14 protein-coding genes are annotated in these 14,112 nt (G+C 76.7%); 8 read left to right on the top strand and 6 right to left on the bottom strand.

The features are described from left to right. Positions 1–43: 43 nt before the first annotated feature. On the bottom strand, positions 44–1,735 hold the full coding sequence (locus tag ACFCX4_RS26220; RefSeq protein ID WP_376147051.1) for a PxKF domain-containing protein: 1,692 nt from the start codon (positions 1,733–1,735) through the stop codon (positions 44–46). 448 nt (positions 1,736–2,183) lie between these two features. Then, positions 2,184–3,338: an erythromycin esterase family protein gene (locus ACFCX4_RS26215; RefSeq protein ID WP_376147048.1), complete on the bottom strand. Its 1,155-nt coding sequence runs from the start codon at positions 3,336–3,338 to the stop codon at positions 2,184–2,186. Positions 3,339–3,416: 78 nt separating this feature from the next. Here ACFCX4_RS26215 and ACFCX4_RS26210 point away from each other — a divergent pair, with 78 nt between their 5' ends. Beyond that, complete coding sequence (locus ACFCX4_RS26210) at positions 3,417–4,175, top strand: TioE family transcriptional regulator (protein WP_376147045.1); 759 nt, start codon at positions 3,417–3,419, stop codon at positions 4,173–4,175. 208 nt (positions 4,176–4,383) lie between these two features. On the opposite strand, the gene ACFCX4_RS26205 is transcribed toward ACFCX4_RS26210, so the two are convergent. Further along, entirely contained in the window at positions 4,384–4,926 is a 543-nt protein-coding gene (locus tag ACFCX4_RS26205; RefSeq protein WP_376147042.1) for an MOSC domain-containing protein, read from the bottom strand. Positions 4,927–5,118: 192 nt separating this feature from the next. Between ACFCX4_RS26205 and ACFCX4_RS26200 the strand changes: the two genes are divergently transcribed. The 3 genes from ACFCX4_RS26200 to ACFCX4_RS26190 all read left to right on the top strand — a co-directional run bounded on the left by ACFCX4_RS26200 (position 5,119) and on the right by ACFCX4_RS26190 (position 6,833). Continuing rightward, positions 5,119–5,508, top strand: coding sequence for a methyltransferase domain-containing protein (locus tag ACFCX4_RS26200; RefSeq protein ID WP_376147039.1), 390 nt, complete (start codon positions 5,119–5,121; stop codon positions 5,506–5,508). Positions 5,509–5,713: 205 nt separating this feature from the next. Continuing rightward, a complete protein-coding gene (locus tag ACFCX4_RS26195; RefSeq protein WP_376147037.1) occupies positions 5,714–6,340 on the top strand; it encodes a hypothetical protein in 627 nt (208 codons plus the stop codon). Between the two features lie 58 nt (positions 6,341–6,398). Then, the gene (locus ACFCX4_RS26190) at positions 6,399–6,833 is read left to right on the top strand and encodes a VOC family protein (RefSeq protein ID WP_376147034.1); all 435 of its coding nucleotides are present in this window, start codon (positions 6,399–6,401) and stop codon (positions 6,831–6,833) included. Between the two features lie 39 nt (positions 6,834–6,872). Here the strand turns inward: ACFCX4_RS26190 and ACFCX4_RS26185 are convergent, their stop codons facing one another. After that, complete coding sequence (locus ACFCX4_RS26185) at positions 6,873–7,430, bottom strand: hypothetical protein (protein WP_376147031.1); 558 nt, start codon at positions 7,428–7,430, stop codon at positions 6,873–6,875. A gap of 226 nt (positions 7,431–7,656) precedes the next feature. Continuing rightward, on the bottom strand, positions 7,657–7,974 hold the full coding sequence (locus ACFCX4_RS26180) for a putative quinol monooxygenase (RefSeq protein ID WP_376147028.1): 318 nt from the start codon (positions 7,972–7,974) through the stop codon (positions 7,657–7,659). Between the two features lie 93 nt (positions 7,975–8,067). Here ACFCX4_RS26180 and ACFCX4_RS26175 point away from each other — a divergent pair, with 93 nt between their 5' ends. Further along, the gene (locus ACFCX4_RS26175) at positions 8,068–8,415 is read left to right on the top strand and encodes an ArsR/SmtB family transcription factor (RefSeq protein WP_376147025.1); all 348 of its coding nucleotides are present in this window, start codon (positions 8,068–8,070) and stop codon (positions 8,413–8,415) included. A 4-nt stretch (positions 8,416–8,419) separates the two neighbouring features. On the opposite strand, the gene ACFCX4_RS26170 is transcribed toward ACFCX4_RS26175, so the two are convergent. Beyond that, the gene (locus ACFCX4_RS26170; RefSeq protein ID WP_376147022.1) at positions 8,420–9,043 is read right to left on the bottom strand and encodes a GNAT family N-acetyltransferase; all 624 of its coding nucleotides are present in this window, start codon (positions 9,041–9,043) and stop codon (positions 8,420–8,422) included. A 112-nt stretch (positions 9,044–9,155) separates the two neighbouring features. Here ACFCX4_RS26170 and ACFCX4_RS26165 point away from each other — a divergent pair, with 112 nt between their 5' ends. The 3 genes from ACFCX4_RS26165 (at position 9,156) to ACFCX4_RS26155 (ending at position 14,011) form a co-directional block, all read left to right on the top strand. Beyond that, entirely contained in the window at positions 9,156–9,836 is a 681-nt protein-coding gene (locus ACFCX4_RS26165) for an RNA polymerase sigma factor (protein ID WP_376147019.1), read from the top strand. Continuing rightward, positions 9,833–10,642, top strand: coding sequence for a hypothetical protein (locus tag ACFCX4_RS26160; RefSeq protein ID WP_376147016.1), 810 nt, complete (start codon positions 9,833–9,835; stop codon positions 10,640–10,642). Before ACFCX4_RS26165 ends, ACFCX4_RS26160 begins: the two co-directional genes overlap by 4 nt. Before the next feature lie 540 nt (positions 10,643–11,182). Beyond that, positions 11,183–14,011: a M4 family metallopeptidase gene (locus ACFCX4_RS26155; protein WP_376147013.1), complete on the top strand. Its 2,829-nt coding sequence runs from the start codon at positions 11,183–11,185 to the stop codon at positions 14,009–14,011. Positions 14,012–14,112: the final 101 nt, after the last annotated feature.

Below are 14,112 nucleotides of genomic sequence, written 5' to 3'. Positions count from 1 at the left end.
AGTCGGACCCGCCGACTTCCCGCTCCGGCGCCCTCCGGCCCCGTCAGCCGAAGCGGAACAGGGCGGTGTGCTTCGTGCCGTCGTTCAGGCCGAGGGTGAACACCCGGCAGGTGCCCGCGTAGGCGCGCGAGGTCTTCCACACGACGGAGTAGCCGCGGGCCGCCGATTCGTACGGCACGCCGCTCCCGGCCGCGGTGCTCGCGGGGACGGGCGGATCGAGGGGCGCCCCGGTGACGCAGTCGATCCGGTGGACCGTCGGGTAGCCGCGGGCGATGACGTCCGGGCCGCGGTCGCCGCCGAGGCCGAACTTCACCGGGACCGCCCGGCCGGCGTGGACCCGGTTGACGGCCGGCGGGTCGGCGACCGGCGGGCGGAAGCCGCTGAAGGGGTACTCGTAGAAGTACCGGGCGGCGACGCTCTCCCCGCTGCTGCCCGCGGGGGTGGTCACCGTGACGTCCACCGCCCCGGCGGCGTGGGCGGGGGCGTTCGCCCGGACGGTGAAGTCGTCGACGACGGTGACGCCGGTCGCCGGCGTGTCGCCGAACAGGACCGTCCCGGCGCCGGCCAGACGGGTCCCGGTGATGGTGACGGTGTCGCCGCCCGCCTCGGGACCGTGCCCACCGCGCACCCCGGTGACGGTGGGCGCGACCGTGGCCACGCCCAGGCCGAACGGGTTCTTCCCGGTGGCGGCGCCCTTGCTGACGGTGCGGGTGGCGGTGTCGATCACCGACACCGTGTTGGTGCGGCTGCTGATCACGTAGGCGACGCCGCCGGCCGGGTCGGCCAGGACGCCGCTGGGCCCGGCGTCGACCGGGATCGTCCCGGTGACCGTGCCGCTCGCGGTGTCGATCACCGAGACCGTGTCGGAGTTCTGGTTCGACACGTAGGCGTGCGCGCCGTCCGGGGCGACGGACACGCCACCGGGGCCGGACCCCACGGGGATGTTGCCGGTGATCGTGTTGGTCGCGACGTCGAGCACGGACACGTTGCCGCTGTTGTAGTTCGCGACGTAGGCGCGGCTGCCGTCGGGGGTGACCGCCACGGCGGCCGGGTTCCGGACGCCGGGCCCGGCGACGGAGGCGATCAGGCTGTCGGTGGTGGTGTCGATCACCGAGACGAAGTTGCCGATGAGGTTCGCGACGAAGGCGCGCCGCCCGTCGGGGGTCACGGCGATGCCGAAGGGCTGGCCGCCGACCGGGACGGTGGTGACGACCGTCCGGGAGGCGGTGTCGATGACGTCCACGCCACCGGCGCCCGGGCCGACGTAGCGCCCGACGTAGGCGCGCGTGCCGTCCGGGGAGAACGTCACCGGTCCGGGCAGCCGGCCGACCGGGATCGTCGCGCCGACCGTGTTGGTGGCGGTGTCGATCACCGAGACCGTGTTGCTGCCGTCGTTGACCACGTACGCCTGCGTGCCGTCCGGGGAGACCGCCACCCCCTCGGGGGCGGTGCCGACCGGGATGGTCGCGACGGCGGCGCCGGCCGCCGGGTCGAAGGCCGTGACCGAGTTCTCGCGCAGGTTGGCGATGTAGACCAGCCGGTGCGGCGCGGGGGCGGCCTGCCCGGTCACCACGGGCACCGGGGCCGGGACCCCGGCGGCGGCGTGCGCCGGCGGTGCGGGCGCGAGGACGCCCAGGGCGCCGAGCGCGCCGGCCACCGGGACGGCCAGCGCGCGCCGCAGCCGGCCGCGGCGTCCCGACCGGACGCCGTCTCCTCCGTCGTGGACCACTGTCATACGACTCCACCTCTCCGTGTGGCGGTTCGAGGCGCCGAAGCGCCCGCACACCGATCGGTCGGTCGGCCCGGTCGGGACCACGGGAGGCCGCCGGCCTTTCCCGTGGCGGGCCGTGAGCGGCCGGTCGGCGTGCAGCCTCGAATGCTTGGTGGCGATGTACCCGTCAATTCCGGTTCGCCTCCGGAAGCCTGACGGTCCGGGCCCGGCGGCACCAGGGCGCGCGCACGCAACGGTGTGCGCCCCCGGCGCGCACCTGCCGGTCGGTGCCGGCGTATTGCACCCCCGGCCCGCTGCGCCCCCCGACCCGCCGCACCCCCCGGCCCGCTGCGCCCCGGCCCGTTCGCGGCCGGCGGAGCGGCCTGCCGGACCTCCGATCCGCCGTGCCGCCGCCGATCTGCCGCGCCACCGGTCGGCCTGCCGCGCCGTGCCGTGCGGCGCCGCCGGCCGACTACTCCGGTGCCGCCTCCGGGGCGTCGGCGATGTGCAGGACGGCGTCCGCACCGGCCACCAGCGCGCCGTCCAACGGGAAGTAGCCCTGCGCACGGGCGGTGTCGGTGCGGCCCGCCCGCTCCGGGACCCGGTCCGCGGCCGTCAGCGACCACGCCGCGCCGGGGGTCCGCAGGCAGCCCTCGTACGTGTCGGCGGCCGGCTCCCCCAGCCCCGTCGCCGGGGACCGGCCGAGGCTCCCCGCCAGGAAGAAGTACTCCTCACCGCCCACCAGTGCGGCCACGATCCGGCCCGCGCCGTTCCAGGTCACGTCGTTCTCTCCCATCCGCCAGACGGCCGGGTTGCGCTGGAGATGGGCGTTGTGGGCGAACACGAAGGTCCCGCCGCGCCCCGCCTCCGCCGCCCGGATGTCGAGCAGGTTCCGGGCCATGATCTCGTCCCTGGTGCCGAGCAGCCCGGCCAGCCGCTCGGCGGGCTCCATCGGCCGGGCCGCCTGCCGGTGGTACCTCAGCAGGCCCGTGGCGGCCGTCAGGTGCGTCCTCGCCCGCACCCACTCCTCGCGCCCCGGCCCGTCCGCGGTCAACTCGGGTGCCCGGGCGAACAGGTGGCCCATCAGGTCGTCGGCAATCGCGCGCAGCCGGTCCGCCGCCGCCGAGGCCCCGGGGGACGCCGCCGCGTCCAGCACCGCCTCCGGGCGGCTCCACCGCTCGTCGTCCCCCGCGATGCCCGCCACGTCCAGGTCGATCCCCAGGTGGTCGCGGACGTGCTCCAGGTACCGGCGCGGACCGGGCGCCGTCGTGTTCTCGGTCGGGGCGTCGAAGCCGTGGAACGCCAGGCGCTCCGCCGCCGGCCGGTCCCGGTTGTACTCGCGCATCCACGCCACCAGCCGCCGGTTCGGCTCCTGCGCCCCGAAGCCGTGCGAGAACCCCTCCCGCATCACCGCGTCCAGCGAGCCCGCCCCCTCCCGGACGAACGCGTCGACGGCCAGCGCCGCCACCCGGTCCGTCTCCAGGGCGACCGACCGGAAGCCGCGCTCGGCCAGCCGGGCGAACAGGTGGTTGCGGACCCTCCCGAAGGCCGGTTCCCGGTGCGTCGGTTCGCCGAACGCCACCAGGCCGCACGACGGGGGCACGAAGTCTTCGATGTCCTGTGTCATGAACCTCAAGCGTATCCCTGAAAGAGCGGTTGAGACTTTTCGGGTACTCGCCCGGGACATCCGCTGTAAAGTCTCAAAGTGGACAGCAACCCGTCGAAGCGGAACCCGCGGCCGGCCGACCTCGCCCGCGAGCACGGCCTCTCACCGCAGGCCGTGCGCAACTACGAGAAGGACGGCTTCCTCCCCGCCGCCGAACGGACCGCCGCCGGGTACCGGATCTACACCGAACTGCACGCGGCGGCACTGCGCACCTTCCTCGCCCTCGTCCGCGCCCACGGGCACCCGACCGCCGGCGCCGTCATGAACGCGGTCCACGACGGCCGCACCGACGACGCGCTCACCGCCCTCGACCGCGGCCACGCCCAGCTGCTGCGCGACCGGGAGACCCTCGCCTCCGTACGCACGGCGCTGGAGCACCTGACGACGGCCGGGCCCGGGCCGGACGCCGGGGCCACCGGGACCCACCGGTCCGGCGGCGGGACCGCGCCCCTCCCCCGGACCGTCGGCGAACTCGCCCACCGGCTCCGGCTCACCCCGGCCACCCTCCGCGCCTGGGAGGCCGCCGGCATCCTCACCCCCGCCCGCGACCCCGCCACCGGCCACCGCGTGTTCCACCCGAACGACGTCCGCGACGCCGACCTCGCCCATCTGCTGCGCCGCGGCGGCTACCGCCTGGCGGACATCGCGGCCGTCGCCGGACAGATCCGGACGGCCGGCGGAACGAGCAGGCTCACCGCCACCCTCGCGGGCTGGCAGCGGCGGCTCACCGACCGCGGGCTGGCCATGCTGCACGCGGCCGCGCGGCTCCACGCCTACCTGGCGCTGCGGGAGGAGTGACACGGGAGGAGTGGGCGGGCCGGGCATCCGGGCGGAGGGCCCGGCGGGCGCCCCCGGCGGAAGCGTTCGCGCGGACGACGGCGACAGCCGTGGCGAGCGCGCCCGCGGGGCCGGGCCGGGGGCCGGAGCCGCGGGCGCCGCCGTGCAACGCCGAGGCCGCCCGCCCACCGGACGCGCCGCGCACCACCCCGCCCCGGACCGCCCCGGCTCAGACGCGCTCCAGCGGGCGGTGCGGCCCCACCGGCAGCTCGACGGCGATCGTGTCGCCGGGGCGGATCACACCGCCCTCCCGCACCACGCCCATGATCCCGGCCTTGCGCACCACGTTCCCGGCCCCGTCCCGGCCGACGACCTGCTTCAGCAGACCGCCCTGGAAGGCGTCGATCTGCAGGCACGGATTGCGCAGCCCGGTGACCTCGACCACCGCGCCGGCCCCGATCCGCAGCAGTGTGCCGGCCGGCAGGCCCAGCAGGTCGAGGCCGCGCGTGGTGACGTTCTCGCCGAGCTGCCCGGGGCCGACCTCGAAGCCCTGCTCCGCCACCTCGGCGAACAGTTCCTCGTGGATGAGGTGGACCTGCCGCAGGTTCGGCTGCGTCGGATCCTGCGCGACGCGGGAGCGGTGCCTGACCGTCACCCCCGCGTGCACGTCGCCCTCCACGCCCAGGCCGGCGAGCAGGGTGATGCTCTCCCGGTTCGGCTTGGTGAAGGAGTACTCCCCGTTGCTGCTGACCGCCGTGACCGTCCCGCTCATCCGCGCACAACCCTTCCGTCGGAGCCTTGATCCACCCCCACCCTAGAACGCCCCCGAAGACGATCACCGGGCCGCTCCGCGGCACCGGCGGCCCGCCCCGGGACGGACGGGCCCAGCCTGGCACCGGCGGAGAGGACCGTCCGCCGCGCCGGGACCCCGGCAGACCCGCTGCGCCCCCTCGCGATCGCGCCGATGTGGGCGTACGAGGGCCTGTGGTGCAAGATCCTTCCCGGCCGCGCCGACCAGCGCGCCATCGTCGAGGAGCTGCCGCCGCCGCCCGCCGCCGGGGCCTCTCCGGACTCCGTGCTCCTCGTGTTCGCCGCCCACGAACTGCGCCCGGCCGCCGACCGGGCCGCCCTGTTCGCCGAGGCCGCCCGGGTCCTGCGGCCCGGCGGCCGGCTGGTCCCGGTGGAACACCTGCGCGACACCGCGAACACCGCCCTCGTCGGTCCGGGCCCGTGGCACTTCCGGCCGCGCGCCACCCGGCTCGGCCACGCCGCCGCGGCGGGTCCGCGCCCGGTGGCCGGGCGGCGGATCGGCGGGCTGGTCACCGCGTTCGCCTTCCGGCGGCCCGGGGCGTGAACCGGCCCCCGGCGCGGGACTCGGGCCGCGGCCGGCGGGCACGGCCCCGGCCGGGACGGCCCCACCGCCCCGGCAACGCGCGGGGCACCCGCTTCCTCCCCGCGAACCACCGGAACCGTCCACCCGTCACCTCCGGAGCACCCTTTCGGGCAGCCTGCGGCGAACACCCGCAACCATCCAACGGGTCAACGGAGTTGGAGAGTTCATGAGTGATCCGACGAACGAACCCGACGGCGCGGCCGGCCCCGGCGACGACCGGCTGCGGGCCGCCCTGGCCCTGTACCGGCGCAACGGGGACACCGCCGGACTGCGCGCACTGTACGAGCGCTCGGGACGCCCCCGGGTGGCGGTCCCGGGACTGGCCGAGGACGTCCGCGCGGCCGTCGTGCACGCCTACGCGCCCCGGAGCGCGCCCAGCAGCGACCCGCGGTGGCGGTTCGAGGCGCTGTGCACCGAGCCCCCCGCCCCCGTCGACACCGCCACCCGCCTCGGCCCGGCCGTGACCGCGCTCGCCCTCGCCGGGCTCGGACCGCGGCCGGCGCTGCCGTGCCACCGCTACTACGACGGGGCCGTTGGCGACTTCCACGTCATCCGCTACCAGGACGGCCGCGAGGAGCCCGACCTGCCGGGCGAGCTGTTCGTCTCGCACCTGGGCCCGTTCGTGAGCGGCGACGACCGCGACCTCCGCGCCCGCGAGGCCCTCACCTCGGCCGGCTTCCGGTGGATCGACGAGTTCACCGGCGCCACCGTCGTGCCCGGCCTCGACGTCCGCCACTTCGGCGACTGGCGGCCGCTGTGCGTCGACGTCCTGCTGTTCCGGTGGCACGGCTGAGGGCCGGCCGCCGGAAAATGGGCGGCGGCCCCCGGAACCCCGCTGTTACGGTGACCGGATGGCATCGATCAAGCAGGTCCAGATCACCATCGACTGCGCCGAGCCGGAACGCCTCGCGCGGTTCTGGTGCGAGGTGCTGGGGTACGTGACCCCGCCCCCGCCGGAGGGGTTCGCCACCTGGGAGGACCACGCCCACTCGCTGCCCGCCGGGGAGCGGAGCCAGTACTTCGCGTGCAGCGACCCGACGGGCGCCGGCCCGCGGCTGCTCTTCCAGCGCGTCCCGGAGGACAAGACCGTCAAGAACCGGGTCCACCTGGACGTCCGGGCCGGCACCGGCCTCGTGGGCGCCGAGCGCCTGGCGACCCTGGAGGCGGAAGCCGCCCGCCTCATCGCACTCGGCGCGACCCACGCCTGGACCCAGTACGCCGACGGCGAGAACGAGTCGTGCATCACGCTGCGCGACATCGAGGGCAACGAGTTCTGCCTCGACTGACGCTCCCCCGGCGCTCACCGGCCTGGTGAACGGGGCCGCCTACACGGTATGCGGACGGCCGAGGTCCGCGATCTCCATCGCCCACGCGTGGAAGGCGGCCAGGCCCGCTCGGCCGACCCGGTGCTCCTCGGGGACCAGGCCGGAGGTCGCGGCATCGAGGAGGTCCGCGAGGCCGAGGTGGCACCAGTCCCGGTGGACGCTGTTGTAGGCGACCATCATCGGGCCGACCTCGGCCCGAATCGCCGCCACCTTCCCCTCGCCCAGGCCGACCCGGGTCAGCCGGGCCTGGGCCGCCTCCCGGTGCGCGGTGGTGAACGCGGTGTCCAGGAAGGGCTCCAGAAGGTCGCCCCACACATCGGGCCTGCGCCGGAGGGGGATCCCGTTGGCGGCGCAGAACTCCTCCAGATCGGCCCGCCGGGTCGCCGGGAGAAAGAGGCTCTCCCCCGCAAGGGTGCGGATCTCCGGTGGGGCGGTACCCGGGTCGGCGTCCCGCAGGGCGCTCACGGGGACGACCCGTTCACCCTCGCCGCCGGCGGGCGCGAACGCCGATGCCGGAACACGCAGACGGTCACCGTCGAGGACGACGCAGAGGTTCACCCGGCCATCCTCCCCGGAGCCGGGGCACCCGCGCGAGGGTGCGTCAGCGACTGCGGCGGGGCGGCTCCGCCGGGGGCGGGGCGGCGGTCCGACCGGGGCGGTGTCCCGTGGCCCTGCGGCGGAGCGGGAGCGGGCCGGCACCGGGGCCGACTCCCGGCGTCCGACCGGAGCTTGACGGGCGCGGTCCGCCGCAGAGCCGGCCCCGGCCCCGGCCGCGGGCCCGGGGTCAGTGGGGGCCGGGCCGGTAGGGGCTGTGCATGGTGAGCCAGCGGATCTCCAGGTCCTGTTCGAGGTAGTCCATCCGGTGCTCCCAGAAGTCGCGCATGTGGGGCAGGGCCAGGTGGGCTTCGAGGTCGGCCTCGGTGCGCCAGGCCTCGTAGAAGACGAAGACGCCCGGGGCGTCGCGGTCCTCGTGGAAGTGGTACTCCAGGCAGCCGGGCTCCTCGCGGGTGGGCTCGACGAAGGAGAGCAGCAGCTTCCGCAGGTCCTCGACGCGCTCGGGCTTGGGGCGGGCGATGCCGACCAGGGTGAACGGCTGGGTCACGGGGGATCCCTTCAGTAGGTACGACCGATCTCGTACCTCGGACGCTAGGGGACCGGGGAGGTACGATGCAAGTCGTACCTGAGAGGTGAGGGGATGACCGACGACGAGGGGCACCCGGACACGGCGGAGATCGAGCTCGGCCGTGTGCTGGCGGCGCTGGCCGACCCGCTGCGGCGGCGGGTGGTGCGGGAGCTGGCCGCCGGGCCGGCCGACGGCGCGCGGACGTGCAGTTCGTTCGCCCTGCCGGTGAGCAAGGCGACCGTCACCCACCACTTCCGCACGCTGCGCGAGGCGGGGCTGATCCGCCAGATCGACCGGGGCAACAGCCGGATGGCCACCCTGCGCCGGGCCGACATCGAGCAGCGGTTCCCCGGCCTGCTGGGGATCCTGACGGCGGAGGAGCCGATCGCGGAACCGGCGGCGCAACCGGCGCAGGACTGAGCCGTCAGCCCGCCGGGGTGATGCGGAACAGGACGTTGCGGCGCAGCGGCCCCTCGGGGGCGGTCGGGTCGTCGAAGTCCTCAGCCGGGTCGGTGGTCATGCCGATCCTGCGCATCACCGCCTGGGAGCGGACGTTGGCCGCCGTGGTCACGGCGAGCACCTCGGGCAGCCGGAGGGCGCCGAAGGCGTGGGCCAGCACGGCGCGCGCGGCCTCGGTGGCGTAACCGTGGCCCCAGGCCCGGCGGGCCAGCCGCCAGCCGATCTCCACCCCGGTGAACGGGAGGCCGCCGTCCACCTCGTCGAGGCCCGCGAAGCCGACGAACGCGCCCGTGGCCCGGACCTCGACGGCCCACCACCCGTAGCCCCGGCGGTCGAAGTCGGCCTCGAAGCGGGCGACGGAGGCATCGCTCCGCTCGCGGGTGAGCAGCTCCCCCAGGTGCTCCCGGACCTCGGGGTCGGCGTTCATCGCCGCCCACGGTCCGAGGTCGGAGTCGCGCCAGCGGCGCAGCACGAGGCGGTCGGTGTGCAGGGCGGCGCGCGGGTCGGTGCGCCCGCCCGGGCGCGGGCCGCCGCCGGAGCCGGGGTCGGGACCGGGCTCGGGGTCGGGGTCGGTCTGCGGGTCGGTCATGCCGCCCAGCCAACGTGACCCCGCCCGTCGGGGCAACCGGGTTTCCGCCGGTGCCCCCACCGGGGGACTGTGGTGCGGATCACCGCAACGGCGGTGCGCGGCGGGACAGGGCATGGCTGTGGAGAATTCGATTCGCGCCCGGGTACGCGCCGGGGATGCGACGGCGTTCGGGCAGATCTTCGAGGATCACTCCGGCGCCGTGCACCGGCACGCCCTCCGGATGACCGGCGACCGGGCCGCCGCCGAGGACATCGTGTCGCTGACGTTCCTGGAGGCCTGGCGGCTGCGCGACCGGGTCGCGCCGGAGGGCGACAGCCTCTGCCCGTGGCTGCTGGGCATCGCGGCCAACGTGATCCGCAACACCCGCCGCAACACCCGCCGCGCCGCCCGCCGTCACCGCCGGGCGCCGGCCAGGCTGCCGCCGCCCGAGGCCGCCCCGGACTTCGCGGCCGAGGTCGCGGGGCGGATGGCGGACGCAGAGCAGCTCGCCGCCGCCAAGGCCGCGCTGGAGCGGCTGCGGCCGGCCGACCGGGAGGTGTTCGCGCTCTGCGTGTGGGAGGGGCTGGACCACGCGGCGGTCGCCGAGGCGCTGGGGCGGCCGGTGGGGACGATCCGCTCCCGGCTCTCGCGCGCCAGGGCGCGGCTGCGCGAGCTGACGGAGCAGGAGCTGGCGGCATCACGCGGCGGGCGCCCGAAGGGGGCCGGATCGGACACGCAACGCCCGCTCACCGGCGGACAGTTCACAGCCGACCGCACATCCGCGGTCCGGTCGACCAAGGAGACCACCCGATGAACGCCACCCCCGAGGACCTGTCCCAGCAGGCCGAGCGGGAGGAGCTGGCCCGGCTGCTGCCGGCCGCGGCGGCCCGGGGCCTCTCCCCGCACCGTCACCTCCTGCGGAAGGAACACCTCATGAACGCCGTCCTCGATGACACCCGGGCCGCCGCCGCGCCGGCCCGCCGGCGCAGGCTCGCGCTGCGCGTGGCGCTCCCGGTCGGGCTGGCCGCCGCGGCGGCGGGGGTCGCGCTGACCGGCCTGCCCGGCAGCACGGCCGGGCCGGACGGGCCCGCCCCGCAGATCGCCTCGCCGCAGACCTCCGCCGCGGGGGCCTCGCCGGGGCCCGGCCCGACGGACTCGCTCGGCACCGTCACCAACGCGGCGTACGAGCTCCGGAGCGCCGGCGACGGCCTCGTCACGCTCACCATCCTCGACGCCACCGGGCCGGTCGACGCCCCCGGGTTGCAGCGCGACCTCGACCGGCTCGGCGTCCGCAGCCGCGTCTACGCCGGCGAGCCGGGCTGCAGGGCCCCCGAACCGAAGGAGGCGCCCGTTCCCGAGAACGCGGGCGGCGAACGGCTGACCACCCACGGCTGGACCGTCGAGACGACCGGGAAGCGGACCGTCCTCTCCGTCCGTCCGCACCGGATCGCCGCCGACGCGCAGCTCTACCTGTACTTCCCGCTCGCCAAGAGCGATCCGGCCAACGGATTCCGCGAACTGGAGGCCGGGCTGATGCTCGCCCCGGCCCCCGCCTGCATGCCCGCCCGGACCTTCACCAACCCGCTGGCGAGCCTCTTCCCGACCCCGCCGGCGGGCTGAGGCCGGGCGTCCGACCCGATATCCACCCCGGCGCGCGCCCCGTCCCGACGCGCGCCCCGTCCGGCTTCCCGCGCCACCGGCGCCGGTGCCTCGTCGTGCACGCCCGGCGCCGTGACGACAACCCGACCGCCGGCCGCCCGGCGCCGCTGGTCAGCGCGGCCGGCACCGGCACGCCCGCGGGCTCACGCATCCGGCCGGGCGCCGGACTCCCCGGCGCACCGCCCGCCGGGGCGCCGGTCACGCTCCGGGCCGGGACGGCGAAGCCGCACTTGGCGCCCGTCCTGCCCCGCTCCGGCCTCGACCGCGGCGTTCCCCGGGAGCGGTTCGGCCCCGTGCCCGTTGGGGCACGGGGCGTCTGCGCCGATGCGCAGGGTGCCGGCCCACCCCTGCACCTTCACGCGCGGACCCTGGACGCGGCGGAGGCCCGCGACCGAGCATCGCAGGACACCCCTCCCGGCCGGCCGTGAAGATCCGATGCGCCGTCACTTCGGGCTGCCGGCCGCGAGGTTCGTTCCGTTCCCCGCCCCGTGGAGGTGCACCGTGATCCGACGCCCCGAACGACCCACGAGACCACTCGGCGCGAGCGCCGCCCTGTGCCTGGCGCTCGCACTCGCCCTCCCGGCGCCCGCCACGGCCGCGCCGCCGGACCCGGCCGGTCGGACCGCCGAGGCCGACCCGCTCCCCTCGCTGGTCGCCGGGAACGGCACCGCCGCGCCGCAGTTGGTGACGGAGCTGTCGGAGGCGGCGGCGTCCGGCAGTCCCGCCGAGGCCGCTCTCGCCCATCTGGCGGCCCACCCCGACCGCTACCACGTCGACACCGCGCAGCTCGGGGAGCTCGGGACCGAGCACTCGGCCGACGGTCGCGCCACCGTCAGGTTCCAGCAGTACCACGGCGGACTGCCGGTGCTCGGCGGGCAGTACCTCGTGCACCTCGTGGGCGAGGGGGCCGGGCGCCGGGTGGAGGCGGTCGGCGGCAAGTACTTCACCGGGCTGACCGCCCCGACGACCGCGAAGGCGGCCGACGGGGCCCTGCGCGCGGCGGCCCTCGGTGCGCTCCCCGACCCGGTCGCCCGGGCCGCGGCGACCGCCGACGACCTCGGCGCGGTCGTGCTGCCGGGCGGCACCGGCCGGCTCGCCCGGCGCTTCGTCGTGCGCTCCCCCGGTCCGGCGGCCGGGAGTCCCCCGGCCCGGGAGGTCTACGTCGACGCGGTCTCCGGCGCGGTCGCCCGCACCCACGAGACCCGGAGCGCCCCCGCCCCGACCCCCGCCGCCCCGGCCGTTGCCCCGACCGCCACCGGCCCGACCGCCACCACGGCGGTTGCCGACGCGCCGCCCGCCCCGGGCGGAGTACCCGCCGTCGGCACCGCCACCGACCTGCGGGGCCGCACCGTGCGGGTGGACATCGCCCGGATGCCGGACGGCACCTACCGGCTCGTCGACCTCACCCGCGGCGGCGGAATCGCCACCTACGACGCGGCCGGAAGGACCGAATCGGACTTCTGGGGCCCGTTCCCCGCGGACCTCTCGCCGGTCACCTCCGCCACCCCGGACTTCCCCGCCTCGGCGGGGGCCGGCGGTGCCGTCGACGCCCACCTCAACGCGGCCACCGTGTACGACTTCTACCGCGACCGGTTCGGCCGCGACGGGATCGACGGCAAGGGGGGCCCGATCTTCTCCGTCGTGAACACGAGCGACGGCGGCGAGCCCTGGCCCGGCGCCGTGTGGCGTTCACGCATGGTCTACGGCAACGGCGACGCGGCCCATCTGCCGTTCTCCGCCGACCTCGACGTGACCGGCCACGAGATGACCCACGGCGTCGTCGGCACCAGCGTGCCCTTCATGTCGGGCGGGCAGCCCGGCTCGATCAACGAGGCGCTGGCCGACTACCTGGGGGCCGCCGTCGACGCGACCGCCAACGGCATCCCGATGACCGACCCGCGGGCCGCGCTGATCGGCGGCGGCCTGTGCCGCACCGGAACGCCGGAGGAGTGCGCGCGCCGCCGCCTGGACGACCGCCGCACCACCGTCGACGACTACCTCGGCATCGTGTCCAAGCTCGACGGCGGCGGCGAGCACCTCAACGCCACCATCTTCGGCGGCGCGCTGTGGGACATCCGGCGCACCCTCGACCCGTTGACCGCCGACCGGCTGGTGTACCGCACGATCACCTCCTACCTCACCCCGCTGGACGACTTCGTGGACGGCCGCCACGCCGTCCTCGCAGCCGCCCGCTCACTGGGCCTCGGCCGCGCCGGACTCCGCACGGTGGCCGCCGCGTTCGACGCGCACGGGATCAGGGCCGGCTGGCCGGACCGGATCGGCACGGACAGCCGCGCGCTGCTGCGCGACACGACCGCCGTCGAGCGGCCGGCCGCGGCCGGCGGACGCTGGGTCCTGAACATCCCGGACTCGAACGGGGACAGGGGCCCGCTCCACACCGGGTCGACCACCTCCCCGGGTTCCCCCGTCCGCCTCAGCCCGCAGGACGGGCGGCAGCACCTGGGCGCCGACACGGACGGCCGCTCGGCCGCCTGGCTGGCGCTCCCGTCCGACGGCGCCGGCCCGCAGGAGCAGGCCGTACTGACCCGCCCGCTCGCCGGCGGCCCGGTCCGCACCGTGTTCACGTCGACGGATTTCGTGGACGCCGTCCGGGTGTCCGGCGGGGACGTCGCCTTCCTCGTGTCCGACCCGAACGCACCCGTGCGGCGGATCCGGCTCTCGCACGACGGCGCGCCCGCGGTGGAGCTGCCGCTGCCCGAGGGCCACACCGTCTCCGGACTCGCGCTGAAGGACGGCCGGCTCGGCTGGATCGAATCCTGGGTCGACGGCGACCGGACGGTCGACGCGCCGACCGTCTACTCCACCGCCACCGGACAGGTCACCGCCCGGTACCCGGCCGACCGGCCGCGGAACCCCGGCTCGTCGATCCCCGGGGCCCCGGGGCCCGGGCCCGCCGGGAGGCCGCAACCGTTCAGCCACGACCCGCACTTCGCGGGCGGCACGCTGGTGTGGGTGGACAGGGGCGCGTCCGGCGCCGCCCTCCGGGCCGGTGCCGCGGACGGCTCGGGTGTGACCGATCTGGTGCCCGCCGGAGCACCCGTCACCCCGACCGGCCTGCAGTTGGCCGCGACCGACGAGGCGATCACCTTCGACCACCAGGCCGGACCGACCGACGGCCACTGGTCGGGGGGCTCGGTCGCGAAGCTGTACCAGGTGCCGGTCGGCGGCGGCACCCCGGTGCGCGTCTCCTGCAACCGCGGGGAGCAGGTGTTCCCCACCGCCGACACGGGCACCCGGGTGGTCTGGCTCGACGGCACCCGCGGCCGCACCGACCTCGTGGTCCGCGGGCGGCCCGCCGGGGCCTGCTGATCCCGGACGTCCCGCCCCGTGCGGCCCCGGGCCCCGCGGGGGGCGGGGGGCACGGGGGCCGGGCCCGCGGGCCGGCCGGGGCCCCGCGCCCGCGCGGGACC

Source organism: Kitasatospora sp. NPDC056327 (genome assembly GCF_042261735.1).
In the GTDB taxonomy this organism is placed as follows: Bacteria; Actinomycetota; Actinomycetes; order Streptomycetales; family Streptomycetaceae; genus Kitasatospora.
The sequence above is the reverse complement of the archived record's forward strand: the minus strand, read 5'-3'. Positions and strand labels throughout refer to the sequence as shown.

What these genes read in the sequence shown, in the direction of transcription:
- ACFCX4_RS26220 (WP_376147051.1), bottom strand. Translation starts at nt 1,735, where the DNA reads ATGACAGTGGTCCACGACGGAGGAGACGGCGTCCGGTCGGGACGCCGC.
- ACFCX4_RS26215 (WP_376147048.1), bottom strand. Translation starts at nt 3,338, where the DNA reads ATGACACAGGACATCGAAGACTTCGTGCCCCCGTCGTGCGGCCTGGTG.
- ACFCX4_RS26205 (WP_376147042.1), bottom strand. Translation starts at nt 4,926, where the DNA reads ATGAGCGGGACGGTCACGGCGGTCAGCAGCAACGGGGAGTACTCCTTC.
- ACFCX4_RS26200 (WP_376147039.1), top strand. Translation starts at nt 5,119, where the DNA reads ATGTGGGCGTACGAGGGCCTGTGGTGCAAGATCCTTCCCGGCCGCGCC.
- ACFCX4_RS26195 (WP_376147037.1), top strand. Translation starts at nt 5,714, where the DNA reads ATGAGTGATCCGACGAACGAACCCGACGGCGCGGCCGGCCCCGGCGAC.
- ACFCX4_RS26190 (WP_376147034.1), top strand. Translation starts at nt 6,399, where the DNA reads ATGGCATCGATCAAGCAGGTCCAGATCACCATCGACTGCGCCGAGCCG.
- ACFCX4_RS26175 (WP_376147025.1), top strand. Translation starts at nt 8,068, where the DNA reads ATGACCGACGACGAGGGGCACCCGGACACGGCGGAGATCGAGCTCGGC.
- ACFCX4_RS26170 (WP_376147022.1), bottom strand. Translation starts at nt 9,043, where the DNA reads ATGACCGACCCGCAGACCGACCCCGACCCCGAGCCCGGTCCCGACCCC.
- ACFCX4_RS26165 (WP_376147019.1), top strand. Translation starts at nt 9,156, where the DNA reads ATGGCTGTGGAGAATTCGATTCGCGCCCGGGTACGCGCCGGGGATGCG.
- ACFCX4_RS26160 (WP_376147016.1), top strand. Translation starts at nt 9,833, where the DNA reads ATGAACGCCACCCCCGAGGACCTGTCCCAGCAGGCCGAGCGGGAGGAG.